Here is a 24,326-nt window from a genome sequence, read left to right as displayed (position 1 = left end):
ACGTCGGAAAGATTGATCCGCCGCTCGTGGGGAAGATTCGACAGATAGAGGCGGAAACGCGCGTTCAGCGTATATTCCCTGTCAGTATTGGTCGGTGAAATAACAGATGTACCGCTGTTTGCGACCGCGTTTGGAACGTCTATTTGTGAGAGACTCCCTATCGTGTGTTCTCAATTTGAAAACGTATTCTACGGGAATTTTCTCTGGCAAAATTCAGTACGGCAGTGCTCCCGGCGCTCGATGAGGTCGATCGTGTTGCGACTGGAAGAAGCGCCGCTGATTGGGACGGAGGGGCCGTTCTGGGCTCCCGAAACCGCCTCGATACTTCGGCGGGCCGGCGGTCGATTCACTCCGTCACTCGCACCCCCTCGGCGTCCGGCCGCCACTCCATCACGCGCTCGTGCAGCGGCGCGAGCACGCCGTACTCGACGACGATCAGGAACACCACGAAGATGATGAGCCAACTCATCATCGTCGGGAGGTCGTACTGGTCGAAGTACCGCCGGAACATGAACCCGACGCCGCGGGTGAGCAGGAACGCCTCGACGAGCAGGGTGATCTTCCACCCGATCGAGAGCGCCGAGCGGAAGCTGGCGAACAGGAACGGCGCGAGCTGTGGGATGACGATGTCGGTGAACGTCTGGACGCGCCCCGCCCCGAAGAACTCCGCCATCTCCGCGAGGTCGTCGTCGAGGTTGCGAGCGCCCTCCCACATGTTCAGGCCCACGAACGGCGTGATCACGAGCGGGATGGCGAAGTAGCCGCTGCTGGCGTCGAACCCGATCCAGATCGCCGAGAGGAACACGATCACCAGCGAGGGGATCGCGAGCCAGGCGTACACCCACGTCGCGAGCGTGCTCTCGAGCGTCTCGTTGCGTCCGAGCGCGACGCCCAGAAGCGTCCCCGCGATCATCGAGACGACGAGCGACGCGAAGAGCATCTGGATCGTCTTCCAGACGTGGAAGTAGAACATGTGATCGTACGGCCCCGGCGTCGTCAGCACGACGACGAGCGCGGCGTACGTCTCCGGCAGCCCGGGGACGACCTCGGGGAGCGTGACGCCGCCGACGTACCACAGCGCCAGGAGCGTGATGACCGACGCGACGGTGTAGAGGTACCGTGTCAGCCGGTCCATCTCAGTCCACCACTTGCTCGTGGAACTCCGTGTACAGTTCCGCCTCGCGCTGTGCGATGTCGGGATCGTCGTACTGCCTCGGCCTGTCGATGTCGATGTCCCGCCGGGCGAACATCTCGCCGTCGGTGTTCATCATGTAGATGTAATCGGAGAGGAACACCGCCTCGTTGATGTCGTGGGTGACGAACAGGATCGTCTTCTCCTCGCGGTTCCAGATGTCCAGAAGCTCCTGTCGGAGGTCGCGGGCGGTGATCTCATCGAGGCTGCTGAACGGTTCGTCCATCAGCATGATCTCGGGTTCGGTCGCGAGCGCTCTGGCGATGGCGACGCGCTGTTTCATCCCGCCGGAGAGCCGGGTCGGGTAGTTGTCCCCCTCGTCCCCCAGGTTGACCATCTCCAGGTAGCGCTCGATCCGCTCGTCCCACTCGGCCTCCGGGACGTCCCTGGCTTCGAGCGCGAACTCGATGTTGCCGGCGACGGTCTTCCAGTTGAGCAGCCGGGGTTCCTGGAAGATGTACCCGAGCGAGAGGTCGTCCGGAGAGACGTCGCGTCCGCCCCGTCGCATCGTTCCCCCGTCCGGTTCGATGAGCCCCGAAACGACGTTCATCAACGTCGTCTTTCCGCAGCCCGAGGGGCCGAGAAGAGAGATGAACGCGCCGGTCTCGACGTCGAGGTCGACCTCGTCGAGGACGAGAATCTGGCCCTGCCCGGGTTTCTCGAAGGTCTTGACGATGTCTCGGAGTTCCAGGGTCCCTTCCGACCCCCCTCCGTTCCCGCGGGCGGGCGCCTCCTCTTCGGCGGCGGTCATCGCCCCCCTCCTGAGGCGTTTCTCGAGAGAATATCGGCACAGAGATCGTGTCGGTACATAGATCGTGTGAACACCTGGCACAAGATTGTGAGTGTATAATAATCTTTCTATGGCTCGACGCCGGCGAGTCGGTGACCCGACGCTGACGAGGGACGAACCCGGGTCTCCGTCGACGAACGCGCGATCATTCACGATCTTCCCGGTGATTTTATTACCTTCGATAAATTTCGGAGTACTATGCATCGTGTTAGCAGAAGGCGGTTTATCGCTGGATCGGGTGCTGTCGGAATCGCCGGACTGGCCGGTTGCAGCAGCGGCGGTAACGGCGGAGACAGCGGTGACGGCGGTGGTAGCGGAGACGGCGATAGCGGCGACGGCGGGTCCGAAGGGACCACTGCCGGCTCCGCGGGGGACGATCTGACGTCGGTTCGGATCCAGCTCCCGGAAGGTACGATTCACTACCCGATGTACGAGGCCGCGACGGACGCGGGCGTCTTCGAGGCGGAGGGGATCGACCTCACGGTCGATTACGCCCCGTTCAGCGCGCAGGTGCAGTCGCTGACCAGCGGGGAAGTCGACGTCAATATGGTCTCGATGATCCCCTATATGGGCAACTACATCCAGGGGGAAGACCTCGTGACGTTCGGCTGGGACGGCTGCCTCCAGAGCATCAACGCGCTGTACACCCGAGCCGGCAGCGAGTACGAGTCGATCGGTGACCTGGAGGGCCAACGCATCGGCGTGTGGTCGTGGGGTTCCTCGACGGTCCAGGCGTTCCAGGCGGTCGTCGCGGAGGAATCGGGGCTCCGACTGCGACAGGACTTCGGGACGACGACCGCTGCCCCGCCCGCCCTCCTCGGCCTCCTGCAGGACGAGGAGATCGACGGCGTGATCAACGTGAGCGGGCTCACGATCACGATGGAGTCCGATCCCGACACGTACCGTCGGCTGACGCAACTGAACGAGATGTGGCGGGAGCGGACGGGCTACACGCTGCCGCTCACCTCGTGGTGGAGCTACTCCGACTGGTACGAGAACAACACCGAGACCGCCGCGGCGCTCCTCCGGGGCGGGCAGAGCGCCACGGAACACTGGCGGGAGAACACCGTCTCGATCCTCGACGAGTACGGCGAGACCGCCTCCATCGACAACCAGGCGAAGGTGGACGTCGTCGACGAGTGGGCCAGCGACGGACAGATCTTCCGCGACACCACCACCGACGACTACCGCGACGCCACCTGGGAGTTCGTCGAACTGATGAGCAGCTACGACTTCCTCGAAGAGATGCCGTCGCAGGACGACGTCCTCCGGAACCCGCAGTAACGTCCGCAACGGCTCGACACTCCCTATGTATTCTTACATCCAAGAACGAAATATCGAAAAGAAGGCGGCCGTAGCGGCGGTGCTTCTGATCGCCTGGCAGGTGGGATCGCAGTTCTATCCGTCGTACGTCCTTCCCGGCCTGGTCGAACTGGCCGTGGCCACCCAAACGGTGGTCACGGACTCCCAGTTCGGCACCTACCAGAGCAACATCCTCGATACGTTCCGACGGCTGCTGGCCGGGTTCGCCATCTCGGTCGTCGTCGGCACCGTCGTCGGAACGGCGATGGGCCTCCGCAAGGAGGCGGAGGCGTTCCTGCGCGCGTGGATCGTCCTCGGGCTCTCGGTCCCGTCCATCGCGGTCGCGTTCGCTCTCATCATCGCGCTGGGTATCTCCGAGTGGGTCCCCGTCCTGACGGTCGTGATCGTCGGCGTCCCGTTCGTGATCCTGAACATGTGGGAGGGCACCCAGGAACTCGACCCCGAGATCACGGAGATGGCCGATTTCTTCGGCGCGAGTCGCCTCCAGCGCTACCGCGACATCCTCCTGCCGCAGGTCCTCCAGTACCTCTTCCCCTCGATGTACTGGGGCCTCGTCGTCTCCTGGAAGGTCCTCTTCATCGCCGAGGTGTTCGGGGCCGGGTCCGGCGTCGGCTACATGGTCAACTACTGGTTCCAGCAGCAGCGGGTCGACCTCCTCCTCGGGTGGGTGGTTGTGCCCGTGATCCTGATCATCCTCGGGCAAGAGGGGCTGCGCGCCGCAGAACACCGCATTATGCGGTGGCGATGACAACTCGCGCGGCGGCGTCGAGGCGACCGTTCACCTTCTCGTCACGCCCCGTCCAACCACTCGGTTCGACGCGGTCCGTCGAATGACAACTGTTATACCGTAACACGTCCACGTCGCTACCGATGAAACGCAGCCCCGTCGAGAGTCCCAACGCTCCGAGCGGCGTTCGTATCGAAACCGCAACGGGAGCGACGCGATGATCCCCGGCGGAGAGATCCTCTCGCTCGGCGTCCTCCTGGCCGCCTTCGGCGCGTTCGCGCTGGCGGTACAGTCGCTGTCGATCCGCTACGGAACGATCACCAGCGACTCCTCGGACGCCCTGGTCGTCGTTCTCGTGGTGAACGTCCTCGCGCTAGTGCCGGCGGCGTTCCTGCTCGGCTCGCCGATTCAGGACCTGACGCTCCGCTCTCTCGGGGCGTTCACCGCCGCGGGACTGCTCGGAACGATGGTCGGGCGGGCGATGCACTTCGAGGGGATCAAGCGGATCGGGTCCAGCCGCGCCGAACCCATCAAGGCCTCACAGCCGCTGCACGCCTCGCTCATCGCCGTCGTCGTCCTCGGTGAGGTCGTCACTGGCGGCCACCTGGTCTCGATGGTCGCCATCGTCCTCGGAATCGCGATCATCACCTACGAGCACGGGCGTTCGGACGCCGGGGACGGCGGTGCGGGCTACGCCGGCCTCGCGTTCCCGTTCGCGGCGGCGTTCTTCTACGGGATCGAGCCGACGTTCGCCAAACTCGGGTTCGCGGAGGGGGCGGCGGTCCTCACCGGGCTGACGGTCAAGACGGTCAGCGCCGGCGTCGGGTTCCTCGTCTACCTGTGGTGGACGCAGGGGCTTCCGGACCTCCGGGAGGTAGAGCGCCGCGAGCTCCCGTGGCTGGTCGGGGCGGGACTCGCCAACACGCTCTTTCTCCTCGGCTACTACGGCGCGCTGGAGTTGGAGCCGGTGTCGCTCGTCGTGCCGCTGGTCCAGTCGAGCCCGCTCGTCGTGATCTTCCTCTCGATCCTCTTCGTGAGCGACAACCTCGAACGGATCACCCCGCGGCTGGTGATCGGCGCGCTCGTCGCCGTCGCCGGCGCGATCGGCGTGACACTTCTGAGTTGAAGTCGACGGCGCAAACGTTCCCGCGACGTCAGTAACGTCAGTAGTACGAGAGCCCCGGATCCGCGTTGATCGCCTGCCCGGTCATCACGCCGCTGTCGGGGCTGGCGAGGAAGGCGACGACCCCCGCGATGTCCTCGGGCTCGACGACCCGGTCGAGGTCCTGTTCGCCGACGTAGTCTTCCAGGTACTCCTCGCCCGCCTGCTGGGAGGCCTCCGACCAGGTGAACCCCGGCATCACGGCGTTGACGCGGACGCCGATGTCGCCGACTTCGGCAGCCATCGCCCGCGTCATCGCGAGCACCGCCCCCTTCGAGGCGACGTAGTGGAGAAAGCCCGGGACGCCCATCGTCACGACCGACGACGAGATGTTCACGATGCTCCCGCCGTCGCCGAACGCGTCGAGCGCGTGTTTCGATGCGAGGAACGTCCCCTTCGCGTTCACCGCGAGGACGGTGTCCCACTCTTCGGAGGGGATCTCGTCGAACCGCTTCTTGTCTGTGACGAGCGGCGCGTAGTACGCCGCGTTGTTGACGAGGACGTCCAGGTCGAGGCCCTCGAACAGCGATCGCATCGCGTCCTCGTCGGTGACGTCGGCCTCGCGGAACTCGGCGCTGCCGCCGGCCGCCTCGACGCGAGCGACCGTCTCGCTCCCGTCTGCGACGTCCGCCACGACGACGTGGTACCCGTCCGCCGCGAGCCGCTCTGTGATCGCCGCTCCGATGCCGGTCGCCGCGCCTGTCACCACGGCTGTGTTCTCAGCGTTCATCTGCTATGCGGTGGTCTGTCGTGAGGGATGATAACCGTTCGGCTCGGTGGCGCCGGGTTACTCCCCGCTCATCACCGTGACGACCGGCCGGTCGGCCTCCAGCAGCAGCGACTGCGTGACGCTTCCGAAGATGGCCTTACCGACGGGGGTCCGCTTCCGCCCGCCGACGACGAGGTACCGCGGATCCGTCTCGTCTGTCACCTGCAGGATCTCCTCGGTGACGTCGCCGACGCGCCCCTGGTAGGACGCCTCGACGTCGTCGACGTCGTCGACCGTCCGTTCTGTCACGTCCTCCGCGACGCCCGCCGCGTCGCGGAGCGCGTGTTCGAGCGAGTACCGGTCGTCGCTTCCGCCCGGCGTCCCCGTCTGATCGCCGAGTTCCCGGTAGGTTATCTCCGGGGCGAACGTGAGCGCGAGGTCCGAGGTGCTCTCGACCGAGGACTTCCGCTGCTCTTCGAAGACGTCCTCGGGGATCACGTGTACGACGACGAGCTCCTCTCCGTACTGTGCTGCGAGATCGGCCGCCACCTCGACGACGCGGTCCGGGACAGTCGTTCCGTCGGTTGCTGCGAGAACGGACATACGCCAGGGGTTCGCTACCCACGTATATAATACTCCCTCCGAGTGAGACCGACGCCCACGGAAGAGACAGGGCGGCGCCGAGCGGATCAGAGAACGCCGAAATCCGCCTCCTTCCGGTAGGCGAACACCTTCCGTTCGAGCGGGCGGAGCACCGCCATCTCCAGGAGGAACACGATGACGACGAACACGGCGGCCCACGCCATCGCGGTGTCGTACTGATAGCGCGAGAACGCCTCGATCGCCCGGTAGCCGACGCCCGAGTTCGAGGCGAAGATCTCAGCCTGCGTCTCGATCTTCCAGGAGATCGCGAGTCCGAACCGGACGGCGGTGAAGAGCGCCGGGGCGATGCTCGGGAGGATCATCCGGCGGAGCAGGCGGGTCTTCGAGATGTCGAACGAACGGCTCATCCGAATGAGGTTCGGATCGATGTCCTCGACCCCCTTCCAGATCCGGAGCGAGATGTACGGGAACACGGTGACGGCGGTGGCGACGACCGGGGCCGCGACGCCGAATCCGAAGATGATCGTCGTGATCGCGGCCCACGCGATGCCGGGGACCGAGAGCGCGATGATGATGATCGGCGTCGAGAAGTTCTCACCGAAGTTGTTGATCCCCATCGCGACGCCGAGCGCCCCGCCGACGAAGAAGGCGCCGATGAAGCCGAGGAACGTCCGGAAGAACGTGGCCTCCATATGCGTCCAGACGATGCCGGAGGCGAGCAGTTCCGCCGAGGCGTTCACCGTCTCGATCGGCCCGGGGAAGAGCCCGCGCGGGAAGACCACCGTGACGAGCCACCAGGCGGCGAGCCCGAGCGCGGCGCTGATGAGCGCAGCGGCCCACTTGTCTCCGAGCGTCGAACGGAGCGGCGTCGGAAGCGACCGGGTGCTTGTGGACATCGGCTCTCACTCCACCGGCCCGACCGCCGGCGGTCCCCGGCTGCCGGTAACCGGTACACGTCCCCGAGACACTCGTGGGTCACTCACTCGCATACGATCAGGGATTACGCTTATAGACTTAATTCTTTGCGTAGACGGGTGTGGATTGCTGCGTTCCATCGACCCACTCACTTGATCGCGTGGAACCGGTCGATCGCGTCCTGTCGTACTTTCAGGAACTCCTCGGAGTCGACGTTGCGAGGTCGATCGAGTTCGATCGACATATCGTCGAAGATCTCTCCGTTGCCCAGCATCAGGATCCGATCGGAGAGTTCGATCGCCTCCGTGATGTCGTGGGTGACGAAGAACACCGTCTTCCCGAGTTTCTGCCAGATCTCGATGAGTTCCTCGCGGAGCGACTCGGCGGTGATCTCGTCGAGGTTGCTGAACGGCTCGTCCATGACGAGGATCTCCGGATCGATGCTCAGTGCCCGGGTGATGCCGACGCGCTGGCGCTGTCCGCCGGAGAGCTGTGAGGGGTACTTGTCGTAGTGGTTCGAGAGCCCGACGAGGTCGAGGTACTCCTCGGCCAGTTCCCTGGTGTAGTCGGGGTTGTCCTCGTGGACGTACTCGATGTTCTCGACGCAGGTGTTCCAGGGCAGCAGCCGGGGCGACTGGAACACGTGTCCGAGCGTCACGTCGCCTTCCTCCGTCGCCTCGAACTCGACGCGTCCCTCCGTCGGTTCGAGGACGCCGCTGATGATGTTCAGCATCGTCGACTTGCCGCTGCCGGAGCGCCCGATGAGCGTCACGAACGATCCGGGTTCGATGTCGAAACTCACGTCCTCGAAGACCGTCTCCGTCCCCTCCTCGGTGTCGAACACCTTCGTGAGGTTCCTGACGTGGATCGCGCCGGCGGCGGACGTCCCGTGGGCGACCCCCGCCGTCTCGTCCGTCTGCCCCGACTGTCGCACCTCAGACGCCATCCGGGCCACCTCCGTCCGTCGCGATCTCCGAATACGGTCGGATTCGGACTGTGAGAGACTCGTTTCGGTTCATAACTGTGACCGCCTATAGATATTCGGTGTACTTTAGGTTTGCTACGGGACACCACCCCACGGTGTCGTCGAGTTGTCGTTTCACGGCCCCCACTCGCACCCGCAGACGTGGCACTGATGCCGCGGCGTGCGTCACGCGGAGGAATCGCGCTCGGAATACACGCCGTCCGGTGCACTCGGCGTCGTCCGGGGGTTCGTGACCGATGGGTTTTTAATGATCGATGCTGATTTGATACCGTATGCCACGGGAAGAGCGGCCAATTCAGTCAGTCAGTCGTATAAACAGGCGGAAGTTCATCAAGGCGACCGGCGCAAGTGCGGTCGCTGCGACCCTCGCCGGCTGTACGAGCGGCGGGGGCGGCGGAGACGGCGGCGACTCCGGCGATGGAGGCGGCGATTCGGACGGCGACGGTGGCGGCGACTCCGGCGGCGACAGCGGTGGCGACTCCGGTGGAAGCGGTGACCTGACGACGGTGTCGTTCGCGACCCCGCCGGTCGGGATGCCGGTGAACATCGTGATGGAGTATTACCTCGCCGAGAACGACCTCATCCAGCCGCGCTTCGAGGAGGACGGCTACCAGCTCGACTACGAACTCACCTTCGAGGACGCGACGCTCTTCGCTTCCGGTCAGATCGATATGGGGACCGTCAGTTGGGTCGAAGACGCCCGTCTGGGCGTCGAACAGGACCAGCAACTCGTCACGTTCGGGAACATCGAGGGTGTCGTCTCGACTCCGTGGGTCGAGGTCGGCGGCCCCTACGACCCCGCCGAGACCGGAAGCGTACAGGCGTCGCTCGACAAGATCGTCGACGAGGGCGCGCGCTTCGGGATCCCCGGCTGGGCCGCCGGCGCGGTGCCGCACCTCCAGAACATCATCCAGGAGAAGTACGGCTACAACCTGGCGCAGGACGGCGGCGATTTCAACGTCCAGACGACCGACCGGGGAACGATGCCGCAACTCACACTGCGCGGCGACCTCGCGACGGCCGTTCACTCGGCCTCCTCGGCGGGGCTCACCGAGATCGTCAACGGCGAACTCAAACCGCTGCTGTGGATCTGGAACGACTACCTCGAGGAGGGGTGGGGCCGACCGCCGCTCGTCAGCCTCTCGACCCGACTCGACTTCGCCGAGGAGAACCCCGAGGTGCTCCTGAATATGATCAACATGTGGAGTGAGGGCCTCAACTACGTTCAGGACAACATCCCGGAGATCGCTGAGGATCCGGCGGGACAGGAGACGCTCGAAGCCGAGAGCCAGGAAGAAGCGCGGTTCCTGATGGATCTGTTCTCCGGCAACGAGGTAGAGCAGATCGAGAGCCTCTCGCGCTCGGCGCTGTACTCCGAAGTCGGTCTCGACGAGCAGTCCGTCGAGGACGCCCGGAGCGTGATGAACGTGATGGAGGACCTGGGACAGGTTCCCTCGGGGTGGCAGGACCACCTCACGTTTATGACGGTGTCCGACCTCGAAGAGATGGTCTGAGGCCCGATGAGCACCTCACAGCTACGCGGGACGGTGGAAGGCGTCCTCCTCGGCAACCGGAGAGTCGTCTTCGTCGAGTCGATCCTCCTGCTCGTCCTCGTCTGGGAACTGAGCGCCCGCGTCTTCGGCATCACCGACCTCATCGCCTCCCCGCTTCTGGTGGGCGCGTCGATGTACGAGATGCTCCAGACCGGCGAGTGGGTGATGCACTTCGTCGCGTCGATGCAGCGGATCATATACGGGTTCGTCGCCGCGCTCGTCGTGGGCGTCGTCGGCGGCATCGTCCTCGGTGTGAGCAGTTTCTGGGGGCGGGTGCTCCGCTACTACGTCCTGGTCGGGATGGCCGTTCCGGGACTGTTCGTCGTCATCTTCACCGCGATGGCGTTCGGGATCAGCGACACGACGCCGATGCTCGCGACGGCGGTCATCACGGCTCCGTTCGTCGTGGACATGATTCAGAGCGGCGTCGAGAACGTCGACTCGGACCTGCTCAATATGTCGAGCGCGTTCGGCGTGTCGCGAACGCGGGTGTACAGACGGGTCCTGTTCTCGTCGATCCTCCCCGAGGTGTTCTCGAGCATTCGGTTCACCTTCTCGGTCGCGTGGAAGGTGACCATCCTCGCGGAGGTCGTCATCTCGAACATCGGGATCGGCTTCCTCATCCGAGACAACATGAGTCGATTCTCGATGGTCGGCGTGCTCCAGTACGTCGTCCTGTTCGTGATCGTGATGATGATCATCGAGTACGGCGTCTTCAGCAAGGCCGAAACGTACCTCTTCTCCTGGCGCGAGGACGTCAAGTCCTCGATGGGCACCGGGCCCCGCTGAACCGGTCTGTCACGGCACCCCTCCCTTCCGGGCACCTCGACGGCGACTCCGATTCTCGACCTTCCGACGGCCTCGTCCGTCACCGACGTCGTTTCGCTCGTATTCGCGAGCGTCCGTCGGCATAGTTATATCCGGATCGGCAGTGAGTGTCTCACGTAGGAGAGACCACGCCCGTGTCACCATCCGAACCAGACTCCACGAACGCCGACCGCACCGCCGCAGAGAGATTCCTCCGCTCGTTTCACCGCCAGGGGGTGACAAAGATATTCGCGAACCTCGGAACCGACCACACCCCGCTCCTGGAGGCGGCCGCCGCGGTCAGACGGGCGGGAGAGGGAGACGAGATCCCCGACATCGTCTCCTGTCCCCACGAGTTCGCCGCGATGAGCGCCGCGCACGGCCACGCCGCCGTGACGGGGGATCCACAGGTCGTCCTGGTCCACGTCGACGTCGGGACGCAGAACCTCGGCGCGGCGATGCACAACGCCCACCGGGCCGGTGCGCCGGTGTACGTCCTCGCCGGACTCGCCCCCGTGACCGACGCCGGACACTCCGGGTCGCGCGACCACCCCGTCCACTACTTCCAGGACGTCTTCGACCAGCCCGGCATCGTCCGGGAGTACTGCCGCTGGACCGATCAGTACCGACCGCCCGCCGATCCGGCCGAGACGGTCCGGCGGGGGCTCGAACGCGCGGCGTCGGAACCCGCGGGACCCGTCTACGTCACGGCGACGCGGGAGGCGCTCAGCGAGACCGTCGACCCGACGCCGACGACCGCCGCGCGCCGTCGAGTCGGCCCCGGCGGTGCCGACGGCGACGAGACCGAACGGCTCCTCGAACTCGTCCGGGACGCGGAGCGACCGGCCGTGATCACGAGCGACATCGGCCGAGCGCCGGCCGAAGAGCGCGTCGACGCACTCGTGCGGTTCGCCGAGGCGACCGGTGCGGGCGTCGTCGAGCAGACGCCGACGACGCTCTGTTTCCCGCGAGACCACGAGCAGCACGTCGGCTACGACCCGGCGGTGGCGCTGGAGCACGCCGACCTCGTGATTCTCGCCGACACCGACGTGCCCTGGATCCCCGACGGGGACGCCGTCGCGACCGACGCCGCAGTCGTGCAGATCGATCCCGACCCGACGAAGCCCGCGTTCCCGCGGTGGCCGTTCGCGGTCGACGAGTCGATCCAGGCCGACGCCGCGGCGACGCTCTCGGCCGTCGCCGACCGTCTCGGTTCCACGGACGAGGGCGGCCGGTCCTTCTGGCGGAGGGTCGCCGCCGAACGCCGTGCGGACGCGGCAGACCGACTGTCGGCCGACGTCGAAGCGGATCGGCTCACCCCGACGGTGCTCTCGGACGCGATCGACTCGATCGTCGACGAGGGGACGATCGTCGTCGAGGACGCCGTCACCAGCCGTCCCGCGATCATGTCGCAGATCCAACTCGCGGAACCGGGGAGCTACTTCTGGAAGGGCGGCGCGGGGCTCGGCTGGGCGGGCGGAGCGGGCGTGGGCGCGAAACTCGCCAGCCCCGACAGCCGCGTGATCTCGTTGGTCGGCGACGGTTCGTACCTGTTCGCGAACCCCTCCGCGTGCGCGTTGCTCGCGGCGGAGTACGACGCGCCGACGCTCACCGTCGTCTACGACAACCAGGGCTGGAACGCCGTCGAGGGCGCGACGACGGCGCAGTACCCGGACGGGGCGGCCGCCGCGGACGCCGTTCCGGAGAGCCGCATCGAGACGACGATGGACCTCTCGGCTCCGGCGACGCTGGTCGACGCCCACACGCGCGTCGTCGACGATCCCGACGAACTGCCGGGGGCGCTGGCGGACGCCGTCGAGGCCGTCGACGGCGGGACGCCCGCGGTGCTCGACGTGAAGGTCGAGCGTCCGTAGGACGGGGAGAAACTGCGGCGGAGACGAACGCCGCGCCTCACTCGTCGCCGACGGAGCCGATGTCGACGTTGATCGTCTTCAACTGCGTGTAGTGATCGACGGCCTGCATCCCCTTCTCGCGGCCGAGACCGCTCTTCTTGTAGCCGCCGAACGGCGTCTGCGGCCGGGAGCCGGCGTACTGGTTGACCATCACGCTGCCCGCCTCGATCCCGTTGGCCACGCGGTGGGCGCGATCCAGCGTGTTCGTCCAGACGGTCGCGTAGAGGCCGTACTCCGTGTCGTTCGCCCGGCGGATGACTTCCTCCTCCTCGGAGAAGGAGTAGAGGTTGATGACCGGCCCGAACACCTCCTCACAGGAGATCGCGGCGTCGTCGTCGACGCCCACGACGACCGTCGGTTCGTAGAAGTTCCCCTCGCGGTCCGCCGGCCGGCCGCCCGTGAGCACGGTCGCCCCCTCGTCGACCGCGCTCTGTACGTAGCCGTCGATCTCTTCGACCGCGTCGGCGGAGATCACCGGCCCCAGATCGGGGTCCTCCGAGCCCGGACCGAGCGTGATCGACTCGACGGCGTCGACGTACCGCTCTTTGAACTCGTCGTAGACGTCCTCGTGGACGAAGATCCTCGTCGTCGCGAAACAGACCTGGCCGTTGACGAGCGTGATCGCCTTCATCGCCCCGTCGAGCGCGTCGTCGAGGTCGGCGTCGTCGAACACGACGGCGGGGCTCTTGCCGCCGAGTTCCAGGACCGTCGGGACGACCTGGTCGATCGCCGTCTTCCCGACGATCTGGCCGGTCGACACCGAGCCGGTGAACGTGATCTGGTCGACCCGCGGGTCGGTGGTCAGCGACTTGCTCGTCTCGACCAGTCCGGGAACCACGTTGAACAGCCCGTCCGGGAGACCTGCCTCGCTCGCGATCTCGGCGAGTTTCAGGATGACGCCGGGCGCGAAGGGCGAGGGTTTGACGACGACGGCGTTGCCGGCGGCGAGCGCGGGGGCGACGCCGCGGAAACAGAGCAGCACCGGCGCGTTCCACGGCACGATCTGCGCGCTGATCCCGATCGGCTCCTTCCGGCTGAACGCCTGATTCGACTGTTTCAGCGGGAAGGTCTGCCCCTCGATCTTGTCTGTCATCCCCGCGTAGTAGTCGACGTAATCGACCGCGTTGGCCACCAGCCCCCTCGATTGGCCGATCGGACGCCCGATCTCCCGCGTCGAGATCTCGGCCAGTTCCTCGACGTGGGCCTCCAGCGCGCGGGCGACGTCGCGCAGCACGCGGCCGCGTTCGACGGGGTCCATCGCCGCCCACTCGGCCTGTGCGCGCTCTGCGGAATCGAGCGCGGCGTCGACTCCGGATTCGCCGGCGTCGGTCACCGACGCGATTTGTCCCCCGGTCGAGGGGTCCTCGACCGAGAACGTGCTCTCATTTTTGTGATACTCCCCGTTGACGAACATCCCGCGGTGCTCGACGCGCTCCTGAGACATACTATCACGTATCCGGGTAACGGTATTAGGCTTTGCGACCGGATCGGGGTCGTCAATCCCAGACTCCGGGAGAATCGCGCTCTGAGACGGTATCGCCATAGTAGCGCTCGTGCGCTCGCTCACCCGAGTTACACAATGATTTAAGTAATATCACACCAAGCAGCCAACGATGCCCGAGATCATAGACGCGACCTCGCACATTATGTCGAGCGAGGCGCTCGACGAACTGGAGAAGGTCCACCCGACCTCCGAACTGGACAGCCTCCGCAACGCGCCGCGGATGTTCGACGTTGAGGGACGGATCGAGTATCTGGACAAAAACGGGATCGATCGGCAGGTGATCAACCTCGCCGCGCCGATGCTCTGGCAGGGCATCGACCCCGACGACGCCCTGGAGGCGACCCGCGTCGCGAACAACGAGATCCGACGGATCGCCGACGAGCACCCCGATCGGTTCATCCCGACGGCGACGGTGCCGTTTCTCACCGACGAGTACGTCGACGAGGTCCGTCGGTGCGTCGAGGACCTCGGAATGTCCGGCGTGCAGATCTTCTCGAACATCGACGGGCGGATGCTCGACGACGACGACTTCGAGGAGTTCTACGCGACCGTCGACGACCTCGACATCCCGATCTGGATCCACCCCCAACTCGCCGACTGGCACGACTACGACCAGTCCCATACCTGGATCTACAAGATGCTGGCGTGGCCGTTCGACACGAACATCGCTCTGGCCCGACTCATCTTCTCGGGCGTTCTCGACCGCCACGAGAACCTGGAGATCATCTCTCATCACCTCGGCGGGTCGTTCCCCTACCAGATCGGCCGGATCCGCTCGTGGTATCAGACGCGGACCGAGGAGCCGGAACTGTACCAAAACCCCGCCATCGCCGACCTCTCGGAACCGCTCGACGCGTACTTCGATCGGATCTACGGCGACACCGCCGTCAGTAGCCAGGGCGAATCGTACCCCCTGGAGTGCGGACTGGAGTTCTTCGGCGCGGACAACGTCGTCTACAGCGCCGACTACCCGTTCGGTCCCGACAAGGGACAGTACTGGGCCACAGAGATCATCCCGCTGATCGAGGAGCTCGACATCCCGGCGGCGGACAGAGAGAAGATCTTCTCGGGCAACATCAAGCGGCTGCTGGATCTGTAACGACGGCGGGACCCGACCCGAAGGGGGGATTTCTCGTATTATTTTCCGATAATTCACCTGCGTTTTGCAAACGATCTATGTAAGATATATTTAAGTGTGTGGGGGAAGCCCCTCAACGTATGGACCCCGAAGAGATTCAGGCGTCTGGTAACCCCGTGGAAGTACTGCGTCGCAAGGGCAGCGACTACACGGACAACTTCCCGGTCGTGCCGAACGAGCAGACGAACTGGCTCGACGAACAGCGCGCCGTCACAGAGACCGTCTCGCTCGCCAACCTCTCGCACCATATGACTTCGCTGCGCGTTACCGGCCCCGACGCCCGCGATCTGCTTCGCGATCTCAGCGTCAACAGCTTCGAGAGCTTCGAGGTCGGACGCGCGAAGCAGCTCGTGATGTGTAACCCCAACGGCCACATCATCGGCGACGGACCGATGCTGCGGGTCGGCGACGAGGAGTACTACAGCGCCGGAATGCTGTCGGCGAACTGGGTTCGGTACAACCTGGAGACCGGCGACTACGACGCGACCGTGGAGACGGAGCCGAGAACCTCCGCACACGAGGGCGACCCCGAGAAGTTCGTGTTCCAGGTCCAGGGCCCGAACGCCCGCGAGGTCCTAGAGCAGGTCACCGACGCCGACCTCGACTCGATTCCGTTCTACCACTTCGAGGAGATCGACCTCGCCGGCGTCGACACCCTCGCGGTCGGGCACGGGATGTCGACGGAGTTCGGCTTCGAGTTCATCGGTCCCTACGAGCACGCCGACCAGGTCCAGGAGGCGATCGTCGAGGCCGGACAGGAGTACGGACTCAAACGGCTCGGATCGAAGGCGTACCACACGCTCTCGGTGAAGCTCGGGTGGGTTCCCCCGGGCGTTCCGCCGATCTACGACGTCGAGGAGATGCGCGACTACCGCGAGTGGCTCGACGCCGACAGCCGAGAGGCGACCTACTCCATCGACGGGAGCTTCGTTTCCGACGACATCTCCGAGTACTACATGGACCCGATCGAACTCGGCTACGAGAAACTCATCAGCTTCGATCACGACTACGTCGGTCGCGAGGCGCTCGCGGAGAAAGTCGAGGACCCCGATCGGACGCTCGTTTCTCTGGCCTGGGACACCGAGGACGTCGTCGACGTCTACGCGTCGCTGTTCCGTGATGGCGAGACGAACAAGTTCATGGACCTCCCGCGGATCGCCTGGGGACGAGCGAACTACGACGAGGTGCTGAGAGGCGGGGAACTGATCGGTCTCTCCCACTCGCGCTCCTACGAGTACGACGCGGGGACGATCATCTCGCTGTGTAGCATCGACGTCGAACACAGCGAGCCCGGGACCGAAGTCACGCTGGTGTGGGGCGAGGAGGACTCGCCGAACCCGAAAGTCGAACGGCACGAACAGACCGAGATCCGCGCGACGGTCGGTGAGGTGCCGTACTCGCCCGACCAGCGGAAAGGCGAGTAACCCCGAACCGGAACGTCGACGTCCTCGTTCTCGTCGTATCGACCGCTCCCGTCGTCGACTGTGTTGTATGACGCCGTTTCGGCCGTTGACCACCCGCTTTTGGACCGTCTGTAGCACGACTCCGTGAGTACGAACGCGGCCACGTGCCGACCCCGACACTGACTTTTGGGCCTTCGTCTCCCGTGCGGAAGCCGATCGGTTCTGTCCCGGGGTGACCGATCCACCTGCCCCGCTATCGGTGTGAGGCCTCAAAAATCCGATATTGTCGGATGATATAAAATTAATTATTATGATGGTTACCCCTCTTCGGGATAGAAATAACAAGAGTACGCGCGTTAGAAATAGCGTTTTCCGCCCGGCCCCCGGCGTGGTTGCGACATCGAGCCATTCGAGATGGCCGGATCGAGGGGCCCGCTTCGGATTCCCCGATCTCGCCATCGAACCCGGTAACGCCGCCGTCGCCACTGTCCCCAGGACTGATGCGGACCCGCCGGATATCCGTCGACGAATGCGAGACTGGCTACACCGAGGGGAGGCGATCGGCCTCCGGGGCGGTCCGACAGTATCGACCGGCGGGCAACGGGCGAGAGACCACAAAGCTAAGTTTATACGCCCTCCTTACGTACTGAATGACAATGACAGACGATGCGGTTAAGTTACAGTCGATCCAGCGGGTCTCCGAGATTATCGAATTGCTTCAGGAAGAGGGGCCGCTCGGTGCGACCGAGATCACGGAGACGCTCGACGTGCCGACGAGTACCGCCCACGACTATCTCTCCTCGCTGTACGACCTCGAATACCTGGTGAAGACGGAGGGAAAGTACGATCTGGGGCTTCGGCTCCTCGATCACGGCATCGCGTCCCGGGACCGCCACGCCATCGCCGAGATCGGCAAACAGACGATCACTCAACTGGCGAACGAGACCGGCGAGGCGACGTGGCTCGTCACCGAGGAGCACGGCCGCGCGGTGTACCTCGACTACGCGCTCGGAGAGCACGCGGTCCAGACGCACGCTCGGATCGGAACGCGCTCGTATCTCCACCAGTTGGCGTCGGGCAAGAGCATCCTGGCGTACCTCCCCGAAGAGCGGGTCGAAGAGATCGTCGACAGACACGGCCTCGAACAGCGGACGCCCCACACCATCGACTCCCGTGAGGCACTCTTCGCCGAGCTGGAGGCCACGCGGGAGCGCGGGTACGCGGTCAACGATCAGGAAGCCGTCGAGGGAGCACGCGCCATCGGAAAAGCGATCATCGTCGGCGGCGACGTCGTCGGGGCGATAAGCATCGTGGGGCCGGCGAACCGGATGACCGATCAGCAGCTCGCCGACGGCATCGTCGATCAGATCCGCGGGGCCGCCAACGAACTGGAGCTGAAACTCAGTCAGGCGTGACCGCAGCGTTCGTCGCCACGCGCTCGACCGTACGGACCATCGACCGGATCGGCAGCCGGGGACGCTACGATCGTACGCGTGTCGCGCGTCTCACTGTTCTTCCTTCTGACAGGCGCAACCGCGGTTCTCGAGGAACTCCGAGACGGAGTACTGTTCGCCGCACTCCTGACAGAGCACCTGCACGTCCAGCAGCACCTCGAACGCGTCGGCGTCGATGCGTTCGGTCTCGCGGAGCTTCTCGATCCGCTCTTCGGTCACAGAGAGGGTCCGCGTCATCAGCCGCTGGATGCTCTGGAGGTCCTTTTCGACCTTCTCCTCGTCGGAGAGCCGGCGGTACTCGGCGTCGCGATACTCGGTGAGATACGAGCGGATCGCCTGGTAACTGACGAAGTCGGACTCGAGCGCGTCGACGTCGATTCCGTTCTGCTCCAGGCGGCTCCGCGTGTCGGTTCGCACACCGGTGCTCACCTCGTCGTCGGTCAGGTTCTGGTACATCGTCGAGACGTCGCTCTCCAGTGCGTTCATCCCGGCGTCGATGAGCGTCTGTTCCAGAAGCCGCTCGTTGAAGTAGTCCGCGAGATCTCGGAGGCTCGTCCGCTCGACGCCGTCGCCCGTCCAGCGGGCCTCCAGTTCGTCGCCCAGTCCGTCGAGGCCGTACTCGGCGATCAGCCGCGCCACCTTGCTCGACGGCCGATTGTCGGTCGTGTCTGGCATTGACGTCCCTTCGCCGAAGAGCCTCAAAAATGTACTGGGCTATCCCCGGCGAACCCGGACGTCCCTAGATCGACGTAACGCGAGTGAACTCGTCGTCGAGCGCCTGGGCGTCTTCCGGCAGCAGCGCCACCACCAGGAAGTCCGCGTAATCGGCGAAGTACTCCACCAGCGCCGCGATCCGGTCGGAGTCGATCGCCTCCAGGGAGTCCAACAGCATGAACGGCACCGTCTCGTGGAGGTCGTGGACGAGGTAGCCAGCCAGCGCGAAGATCAGTCCCGTGACCTCCCGTTCGCTTTCCGAGAGGTGGTCGATCGTGTCCTCGTAGGCCGCCCCGTTCTCGGTCGTCCGCACGATGTGCAGCTCGAAGCGCGTCTGCCCGTCGCTCGTCCCCGCGCCCTCGATCCGCTCGATCCAGATCCGCTCGATGTTCTCATAGCCCAGGAGGTCCAGAATCGACTCCATGTGCTCGTTGAACGACTCGACGGCTTCGGCCTCGATCTGATCGATCTTCGTCCGCTGGTCGGTGAGTTCGTCGACCAGCTCCGAGCGCTCCTCGCGGAGCTCGTCCGCCCGCTCGACGTCCGCCTCGATCGACTCGATCTCCTCTGTCACCTCATCGAGGTCGGATTCGAGGCTGTCGATCTCGAATTCGAGTTGATTGGCCTCCTTGTGCAGCGAGAGGATCTCCTCGAAGTCCGCCGATTCGAGGCTCTCGACCTCCGATTCGAGGTCTTCGACCTCGTCGGTCAGCGATTCGCGATTCTCCTTCAGCGCGTCGATCTGCTCGTCGCGGCGGTCCAGTTCCGACTCGATGTCGTCGAGTTTCTGCTCGATTTCCGAGCGCTTGCGCTGTTTCTTCGTCGCCTCTCGCTGCTGTTGCTTCCGGTCTTCGAGGCGGCTCTTGACGCCGTTCAGTTCCTCGACTTTCTCCGTGCGGAGCGACTTCAGCCGCTCGATGGTCGATTCGATCTGCTCGCGCTCGACGGAGGACCCGCAGGTCCAGCAGACGACGGTTTCGGAGTCGGAGGCGACGAGTTGGTCGGTCACGGAGCCGTCGCCGCCCTCGGCGGTCGCACCGCCGTCTTCGAGGAGATCGTAGTCCTCGGCTTCCAGGCGTTCCTCGTTGTACTGGATGAGGCTGCGGAGTTCGTTGATCTCGGTGTTGAGTTCCTGGCGTTCGGATCGCAGTCGCTCGATCTCCGATTCGAGGTCGCGGTGGTCGCCCATCGGCGTCTCGGGCAGCTCCTCGAGGTCGTCTTCGAGGTCGCCGCGCTCGCGTTTCAGCGAGGCGATGCTCTCCTGTTGGCGTTCGATCTTCCGGCGGATGGATTCCAGTTCCGAGCGGGTCGAGCGGAGTTCCTGGAGTTTCTCTTCGAGTTCCGCTTGCTCTTTGCGGCCCTCCTCGACGTCGCGGCTGCTGTCGTCGATTTCGTCCTCCAGTTCTGCGAGTTCCGCGCGTTTTTCTTCGATCTTCTCGCGGAGTTGGGTGCGTCGTTGTTCGAGTTCCGGGAGTTCACGCTTGTCGGACTCGATGCGGGCGAGTTCGTCGTTGATGTCGCCTTTCTCCTCTTCGAGACGGCGGATCTCGGAGCGAATGGCGTCGACGTCGACGGGGCGCATGATGACGTCGCGGAGTTGCTCGCCGCGGGCGGCGGCTTGGCGGGCGTCGTTGGTCTCTAAGAGGAACGCGAAGAGGTCGGCGACCTCGGGGTCGTCGAGGTAGGCGTCGCCCTCGAAGGTGACGCCGTCGCCGGCGCGGGTGAGCGTGCGTTCGTAGGTGGTGTCGTCGAGGGTGAGTTCGACGCGGCCGTCCTCGGCGTCGCCTTTCAGGGAGACGCGCTCGCTGCCCATCGCGGCCATGATCGAGCGGAGGAAGGAGGTCCGGTTGGTCGCGTTTTTCCCCGTGAGGACGGTCACGCCGGGCGGAATGTCCACTTCGGTGTGGTCGATTCCGCCGACGTTCTCGACAGAGAAATGCGCGGAGTCAGTCAGTTGTTCGGAAGTCGCCATACCCGATGTAACCGTTCATATGTATATATACTTTGTGTGGAGAACTCGGTATCGAGTATCATTTTTCACACGGGATTCGTTCGATATCTCCGCACTACCGGAAGTGAGACACCGACGCGAACGGGTGGGCTGCCGATTCACGTTTGTTCCGATGAATGATAAAAAAACGCTTCATCTATTTTTCGACTTCAAGCCGCTTCAGGTCGCGTTTCGAGCCAAAATGCGTACAGCACCGATACAGATATATTTTATTTGATGATAAGTCACTACGAGCGATTTCGTATCGGCGATCGAAGTTCCCCCGATCGAGGAGTAAAGGATAACAGTTGTACTTTCGTTACGTGTCTTACTCCGGGCCTCGAGGCGTTCGCGATGGGGAGACAACAGTTCTGAGGACGGTAGCGGCGTCCGATTCCGCGTGTCGTCTGACCGCTTCGACCGTACGGTTCGTCACAGTTTCTCCCACGGCGCCGGGCCTCGGGTAGATCGCCCGTTGTGACTGCCGCGTTCGTGACCGATCGGGCGTTCGATTTACTCGCAGTGATACCGATCCGCTTCGGTCGGAAACGCGTTCGAGAGAGACGGCGCGGTGACGGCCGTATCGACGTCGTTCGAGACCGGGGAGCGATTCGGTAGTGATCGAAACGCGTGACGAACCGATCTCCGGGGATGCGCTACGATTTAAAAGTGGAACGGCGACCGTCCACGCCGTTGCCGACCCGATTCTAGGTCGTCGCGATATCGGGAAGGACTGTTCGAGATAACCGTAGTCTTTAGGTCACCTCGGAATCACTTGGCCTGTAGAGATGACCGACGACGCGCCGCCACTAAAAACGATCCAGCGAGCCTTCGAGATAATGGACGTGCTCAAAGAGCAGAAGGAGGTCGGCGTCGCAGAGCTCTCTCGACGCCTCGATCTGCCGAAGAGTACGGTCCACGACTACCTGCGAACCCTGCGTTCGATGGGCTACGTGATCAACGAGAACGGGAGTTACCGGCTGGGATTCCAGCTGCTGGAGTTGGGTGGACAGGTGAAGTACCGGAACCGCCTCTTTCACGTGGCGAAGCCGGAGCTCGAACGGCTGGTGGACAAGACGGGTGAGCTGGTCAGCATCAACGTCGAGGAGCGGGGACGGTTCGTCATACTCCACACCGAGTTCGGCTCCGAGTCGCTCCGACTCGGGATCTACCCCGGGCTCAAGACGCCGATTCACACGCACGCGGGTGGGAAGGTGATACTCGCACACCTCGGAGAAGAGAGGTTTCGGGAGATCATCGACGAGCACGGGCTCGAGGCGCGGACGGAGCACACGATCACCGACGAGAGGGAGCTCGAATCGGAGCTCGAGACGATCCGAGAGCGTGGGTACGGCATCGACCGCAACGAACAGGTCGTCGGAATGGGTGCGGTCGCCGCCCCGATCAGGGTCGGCGAGGAGGTGCTCGGGTCCATCGGGATCGTCTGCCCCTCCGACCGCCTCCGCGACGAGGAGTACCGCGAGCGGCTCGCCGACGAGGTCCAGAAGTCGGCCAACATCGTCTCGGTGAACTACCAGTACGCGCCCTAGCGGACGTTCGAACATCTCGCAGTCCGACGCGCGCGAGGGCGACCAGGAGGGCATTTTTATTATAGACCGTTGCAATTAGGGACACGATGACAGAGACTGCCGAGCTCGAGAACTACTACTTCCACCAGAAGGGGTTCGAGACGCTCGAAGAGGTCCGCGAGTGGTTCGAGTGGCAGGTCCCGGAGACGTTCAACATCGCCGAGTACGCGTGTGAACGGTGGGCCGAAACCGACCCCGATCGCGTCGCGCTCTCTCTCTCCCGACCCGACGACGCCCACGCGACCTACACGTTTCGGGAGGTCGATCGGAAGGCGAGCAAGTTCGCGGCGTACCTCGCGGCGGAGGGGGTCGGCGCCGGTGACCGGATCGCGATAAACGGAACCCAGTGCGTCGAATCGCTCGCCGGTCACCTCGCGGCGTTCAAACTCGGCGCCGTCTCCGTCCCCCTGACTGTCCTCCTCGGATCCGACGGCCTCGAATATCGGCTTTCTGACTGCGATGCCTCCGTGTTCCTCGTCGACGAGGCCGCCGTCGACGCGCTCGGGTCGGTCCGCGACCGGGTCGACTCCCTCGAACTGGTCGTCACCTACGACGACTTCGGCGTCGACGGAGCGGTCACCTTCGCGGAGGCCATCGACGGGCGGCCGGGGCGGTTCGAGAGCGAGGACACCGCGGCCGACGACGAGGCGTTCATCATCTACACCAGCGGGACGACGGGACAGCCGAAGGGCGTCGTCCACGCCCACCGTCACCTCCTCGGCGAGTTGCCGCAGTTCCTCAGCCTCCAGTGTCACCGCACCGACGACGAACAGGTCGTGCGGACGGTGTCCGAGTGGTCCTGGATCATGTCGCTCCCCGGGATGGTCCTGCCGGCGTTGTTCTACGGGCTGCCGGTGGTGGGCTACGCCGGCGACCAGTTCGACCCCGAGGTGGAGTTCGAGCTGATCGACCGACTCGGCGTCACCCACCTCAACCTCCCGCCGACGGCGGTCCGGATGATGATGCAGATCGACGACCCGGCGACGAGATACGACCTCACGAGTCTGCAGTCGCTGACGACCGGCGGCGAAGCCGCCGACGAGAACATCATCGAGTGGGTGGGCGACACCTTCGAGAACGCCGCGTTCATCGAGGGGTACGGAACGACCGAGATCGGGGGGCTCGTCTGCGACGATCCCGCGGTCGGCCTCGATCACCGCCTCGGGTACTTCGGTGTCCCCTCGGTGGGACACGAGGTGGCCGTTCTCGACCCCGAGACGGGAGAGCGGATCGAGGAGCCACACGAGATCGGGGAGCTAGCGGTCAGATACGAGGACGACCCGATGCTGTTCCTCGAGTATCACAACCTGCCCGAGAAGACGGCCGAAACGGTCCAGGAGGGCTGGTTACTCTCGGACGACCTCGTGTCGGTCGACGAGGACGGCTACTTCAGGTTCCACTCCCGCTCGGACGACGTCATCATCAGCTCCGGTTACCGGATCGCGCCCAAGGAGATCGAGGAGGTGCTCCTGACGCACCCGGCGGTCCAGCACGTCGGCGTGATCGGGATACCCCACGAGACGCGCGGCGAGATCCCGAAGGCGTTCGTCGTTCTCACGGACGGGTACGATCCGAGCGAGGGGCTCGTCGTGGAACTGCAGTCTCACGTCAAGGATCGGCTCGCGAAGTACGAGTACCCCCGAGAGGTCGAGTTCACCGACGAGATTCCGACGACGACGACGGGGAAGGTCCGCCGCCAGTCGCTTCGGAGTCGCGAGGGAGTCGACGAGGAGTGATCGCCGTCGCTGCGGAACGATCGACGCCCACGGTCCGTAGTGTGGCGGTCGACTGTAGGTGATCGACCCCCTCGTCGCGCTCGACTGGGCCGTGCCGTAGTAGAAAAGTATATATGTTG

Annotated in this window: 20 protein-coding genes; 11 read left to right on the top strand and 9 right to left on the bottom strand. The window is 64.5% G+C overall.

The genetic code is table 11. From position 1 onward, the window contains the following. Window positions 1–346: 346 nt before the first annotated feature. On the bottom strand, window positions 347–1,135 hold the full coding sequence (locus DV707_RS09445) for an ABC transporter permease (RefSeq protein WP_103991941.1): 789 nt from the start codon (window positions 1,133–1,135) through the stop codon (window positions 347–349). A gap of 1 nt (window position 1,136) precedes the next feature. Next, window positions 1,137–1,943: an ABC transporter ATP-binding protein gene (locus DV707_RS09440; protein WP_160113930.1), complete on the bottom strand. Its 807-nt coding sequence runs from the start codon at window positions 1,941–1,943 to the stop codon at window positions 1,137–1,139. Window positions 1,944–2,180: 237 nt separating this feature from the next. Here DV707_RS09440 and DV707_RS09435 point away from each other — a divergent pair, with 237 nt between their 5' ends. The 3 genes from DV707_RS09435 to DV707_RS09425 all read left to right on the top strand — a co-directional run bounded on the left by DV707_RS09435 (window position 2,181) and on the right by DV707_RS09425 (window position 5,158). After that, window positions 2,181–3,266 carry an ABC transporter substrate-binding protein gene (locus DV707_RS09435; RefSeq protein ID WP_103991943.1) on the top strand — a complete coding sequence of 362 codons (1,086 nt, stop codon included), beginning with the start codon at window positions 2,181–2,183 and terminating at the stop codon, window positions 3,264–3,266. 25 nt (window positions 3,267–3,291) lie between these two features. After that, on the top strand, window positions 3,292–4,053 hold the full coding sequence (locus DV707_RS09430; RefSeq protein WP_103991944.1) for an ABC transporter permease: 762 nt from the start codon (window positions 3,292–3,294) through the stop codon (window positions 4,051–4,053). A 196-nt stretch (window positions 4,054–4,249) separates the two neighbouring features. Further along, on the top strand, window positions 4,250–5,158 hold the full coding sequence (locus DV707_RS09425; protein WP_103991945.1) for a DMT family transporter: 909 nt from the start codon (window positions 4,250–4,252) through the stop codon (window positions 5,156–5,158). Window positions 5,159–5,195: 37 nt separating this feature from the next. Here DV707_RS09425 and DV707_RS09420 read toward each other — a convergent pair whose 3' ends face one another. The 4 genes from DV707_RS09420 to DV707_RS09405 form a co-directional block, all read right to left on the bottom strand. Next, the gene (locus tag DV707_RS09420; protein ID WP_103991946.1) at window positions 5,196–5,924 is read right to left on the bottom strand and encodes an SDR family NAD(P)-dependent oxidoreductase; all 729 of its coding nucleotides are present in this window, start codon (window positions 5,922–5,924) and stop codon (window positions 5,196–5,198) included. A gap of 57 nt (window positions 5,925–5,981) precedes the next feature. Next, window positions 5,982–6,506 (bottom strand): universal stress protein, encoded by a 525-nt coding sequence (locus DV707_RS09415; RefSeq protein ID WP_103991947.1) that lies wholly within the window; start codon window positions 6,504–6,506, stop codon window positions 5,982–5,984. Between the two features lie 86 nt (window positions 6,507–6,592). Then, window positions 6,593–7,402 carry an ABC transporter permease gene (locus DV707_RS09410; RefSeq protein WP_103991948.1) on the bottom strand — a complete coding sequence of 270 codons (810 nt, stop codon included), beginning with the start codon at window positions 7,400–7,402 and terminating at the stop codon, window positions 6,593–6,595. A gap of 167 nt (window positions 7,403–7,569) precedes the next feature. Beyond that, entirely contained in the window at window positions 7,570–8,367 is a 798-nt protein-coding gene (locus tag DV707_RS09405) for an ABC transporter ATP-binding protein (RefSeq protein ID WP_103991949.1), read from the bottom strand. Between the two features lie 311 nt (window positions 8,368–8,678). Here DV707_RS09405 and DV707_RS09400 point away from each other — a divergent pair, with 311 nt between their 5' ends. The 3 genes from DV707_RS09400 to DV707_RS09390 all read left to right on the top strand — a co-directional run bounded on the left by DV707_RS09400 (window position 8,679) and on the right by DV707_RS09390 (window position 12,640). After that, entirely contained in the window at window positions 8,679–9,920 is a 1,242-nt protein-coding gene (locus DV707_RS09400) for a twin-arginine translocation signal domain-containing protein (protein WP_136361843.1), read from the top strand. A 6-nt stretch (window positions 9,921–9,926) separates the two neighbouring features. After that, window positions 9,927–10,748, top strand: coding sequence for an ABC transporter permease (locus tag DV707_RS09395; RefSeq protein WP_103991950.1), 822 nt, complete (start codon window positions 9,927–9,929; stop codon window positions 10,746–10,748). Between the two features lie 254 nt (window positions 10,749–11,002). Beyond that, complete coding sequence (locus DV707_RS09390; RefSeq protein ID WP_235010783.1) at window positions 11,003–12,640, top strand: thiamine pyrophosphate-requiring protein; 1,638 nt, start codon at window positions 11,003–11,005, stop codon at window positions 12,638–12,640. 37 nt (window positions 12,641–12,677) lie between these two features. Here the strand turns inward: DV707_RS09390 and DV707_RS09385 are convergent, their stop codons facing one another. After that, the gene (locus DV707_RS09385; RefSeq protein ID WP_103991952.1) at window positions 12,678–14,123 is read right to left on the bottom strand and encodes an aldehyde dehydrogenase family protein; all 1,446 of its coding nucleotides are present in this window, start codon (window positions 14,121–14,123) and stop codon (window positions 12,678–12,680) included. Window positions 14,124–14,292: 169 nt separating this feature from the next. Here DV707_RS09385 and DV707_RS09380 point away from each other — a divergent pair, with 169 nt between their 5' ends. The 3 genes from DV707_RS09380 to DV707_RS09370 all read left to right on the top strand — a co-directional run bounded on the left by DV707_RS09380 (window position 14,293) and on the right by DV707_RS09370 (window position 18,139). Then, a complete protein-coding gene (locus DV707_RS09380; protein WP_103991953.1) occupies window positions 14,293–15,282 on the top strand; it encodes an amidohydrolase family protein in 990 nt (329 codons plus the stop codon). 119 nt (window positions 15,283–15,401) lie between these two features. Further along, window positions 15,402–16,745 (top strand): aminomethyltransferase family protein, encoded by a 1,344-nt coding sequence (locus DV707_RS09375; RefSeq protein WP_103991954.1) that lies wholly within the window; start codon window positions 15,402–15,404, stop codon window positions 16,743–16,745. Between the two features lie 635 nt (window positions 16,746–17,380). Further along, window positions 17,381–18,139 (top strand): IclR family transcriptional regulator, encoded by a 759-nt coding sequence (locus DV707_RS09370; protein ID WP_160113931.1) that lies wholly within the window; start codon window positions 17,381–17,383, stop codon window positions 18,137–18,139. 90 nt (window positions 18,140–18,229) lie between these two features. Here DV707_RS09370 and rdfA read toward each other — a convergent pair whose 3' ends face one another. After that, entirely contained in the window at window positions 18,230–18,853 is a 624-nt protein-coding gene (gene rdfA, locus DV707_RS09365) for a rod-determining factor RdfA (protein WP_103991956.1), read from the bottom strand. Window positions 18,854–18,917: 64 nt separating this feature from the next. Next, window positions 18,918–20,864: an archaea-specific SMC-related protein gene (locus DV707_RS09360; RefSeq protein ID WP_136361842.1), complete on the bottom strand. Its 1,947-nt coding sequence runs from the start codon at window positions 20,862–20,864 to the stop codon at window positions 18,918–18,920. 806 nt (window positions 20,865–21,670) lie between these two features. On the opposite strand from DV707_RS09360, the gene DV707_RS09355 reads away from it, so the two are divergent. Next, window positions 21,671–22,432, top strand: a complete 762-nt coding sequence (locus DV707_RS09355) for an IclR family transcriptional regulator (RefSeq protein ID WP_103992287.1) — start codon at window positions 21,671–21,673, stop codon at window positions 22,430–22,432. Window positions 22,433–22,518: 86 nt separating this feature from the next. After that, window positions 22,519–24,207, top strand: a complete 1,689-nt coding sequence (locus tag DV707_RS09350; RefSeq protein WP_103992286.1) for an acyl-CoA synthetase — start codon at window positions 22,519–22,521, stop codon at window positions 24,205–24,207. Window positions 24,208–24,326 lie beyond the last annotated feature (119 nt).

It is taken from the genome of Halobellus limi (genome assembly GCF_004799685.1).
Classification (GTDB): Archaea; Halobacteriota; Halobacteria; order Halobacteriales; family Haloferacaceae; genus Haloquadratum; species Haloquadratum limi.
This window is presented reverse-complemented; position numbering and strand designations above follow the sequence as displayed.

Excerpts from the sequence above, each read along its gene's own strand:
- DV707_RS09445 (WP_103991941.1), bottom strand. The coding sequence starts at position 1,135 with ATGGACCGGCTGACACGGTACCTCTACACCGTCGCGTCGGTCATCACG.
- DV707_RS09440 (WP_160113930.1), bottom strand. The coding sequence starts at position 1,943 with ATGACCGCCGCCGAAGAGGAGGCGCCCGCCCGCGGGAACGGAGGGGGG.
- DV707_RS09435 (WP_103991943.1), top strand. The coding sequence starts at position 2,181 with ATGCATCGTGTTAGCAGAAGGCGGTTTATCGCTGGATCGGGTGCTGTC.
- DV707_RS09430 (WP_103991944.1), top strand. The coding sequence starts at position 3,292 with ATGTATTCTTACATCCAAGAACGAAATATCGAAAAGAAGGCGGCCGTA.
- DV707_RS09425 (WP_103991945.1), top strand. The coding sequence starts at position 4,250 with ATGATCCCCGGCGGAGAGATCCTCTCGCTCGGCGTCCTCCTGGCCGCC.
- DV707_RS09420 (WP_103991946.1), bottom strand. The coding sequence starts at position 5,924 with ATGAACGCTGAGAACACAGCCGTGGTGACAGGCGCGGCGACCGGCATC.
- DV707_RS09415 (WP_103991947.1), bottom strand. The coding sequence starts at position 6,506 with ATGTCCGTTCTCGCAGCAACCGACGGAACGACTGTCCCGGACCGCGTC.
- DV707_RS09410 (WP_103991948.1), bottom strand. The coding sequence starts at position 7,402 with ATGTCCACAAGCACCCGGTCGCTTCCGACGCCGCTCCGTTCGACGCTC.
- DV707_RS09405 (WP_103991949.1), bottom strand. The coding sequence starts at position 8,367 with ATGGCGTCTGAGGTGCGACAGTCGGGGCAGACGGACGAGACGGCGGGG.
- DV707_RS09400 (WP_136361843.1), top strand. The coding sequence starts at position 8,679 with ATGCCACGGGAAGAGCGGCCAATTCAGTCAGTCAGTCGTATAAACAGG.
- DV707_RS09395 (WP_103991950.1), top strand. The coding sequence starts at position 9,927 with ATGAGCACCTCACAGCTACGCGGGACGGTGGAAGGCGTCCTCCTCGGC.
- DV707_RS09385 (WP_103991952.1), bottom strand. The coding sequence starts at position 14,123 with ATGTCTCAGGAGCGCGTCGAGCACCGCGGGATGTTCGTCAACGGGGAG.
- DV707_RS09380 (WP_103991953.1), top strand. The coding sequence starts at position 14,293 with ATGCCCGAGATCATAGACGCGACCTCGCACATTATGTCGAGCGAGGCG.
- DV707_RS09375 (WP_103991954.1), top strand. The coding sequence starts at position 15,402 with ATGGACCCCGAAGAGATTCAGGCGTCTGGTAACCCCGTGGAAGTACTG.
- DV707_RS09370 (WP_160113931.1), top strand. The coding sequence starts at position 17,381 with ATGACAGACGATGCGGTTAAGTTACAGTCGATCCAGCGGGTCTCCGAG.
- rdfA (WP_103991956.1), bottom strand. The coding sequence starts at position 18,853 with ATGCCAGACACGACCGACAATCGGCCGTCGAGCAAGGTGGCGCGGCTG.
- DV707_RS09360 (WP_136361842.1), bottom strand. The coding sequence starts at position 20,864 with ATGGCGACTTCCGAACAACTGACTGACTCCGCGCATTTCTCTGTCGAG.
- DV707_RS09355 (WP_103992287.1), top strand. The coding sequence starts at position 21,671 with ATGACCGACGACGCGCCGCCACTAAAAACGATCCAGCGAGCCTTCGAG.
- DV707_RS09350 (WP_103992286.1), top strand. The coding sequence starts at position 22,519 with ATGACAGAGACTGCCGAGCTCGAGAACTACTACTTCCACCAGAAGGGG.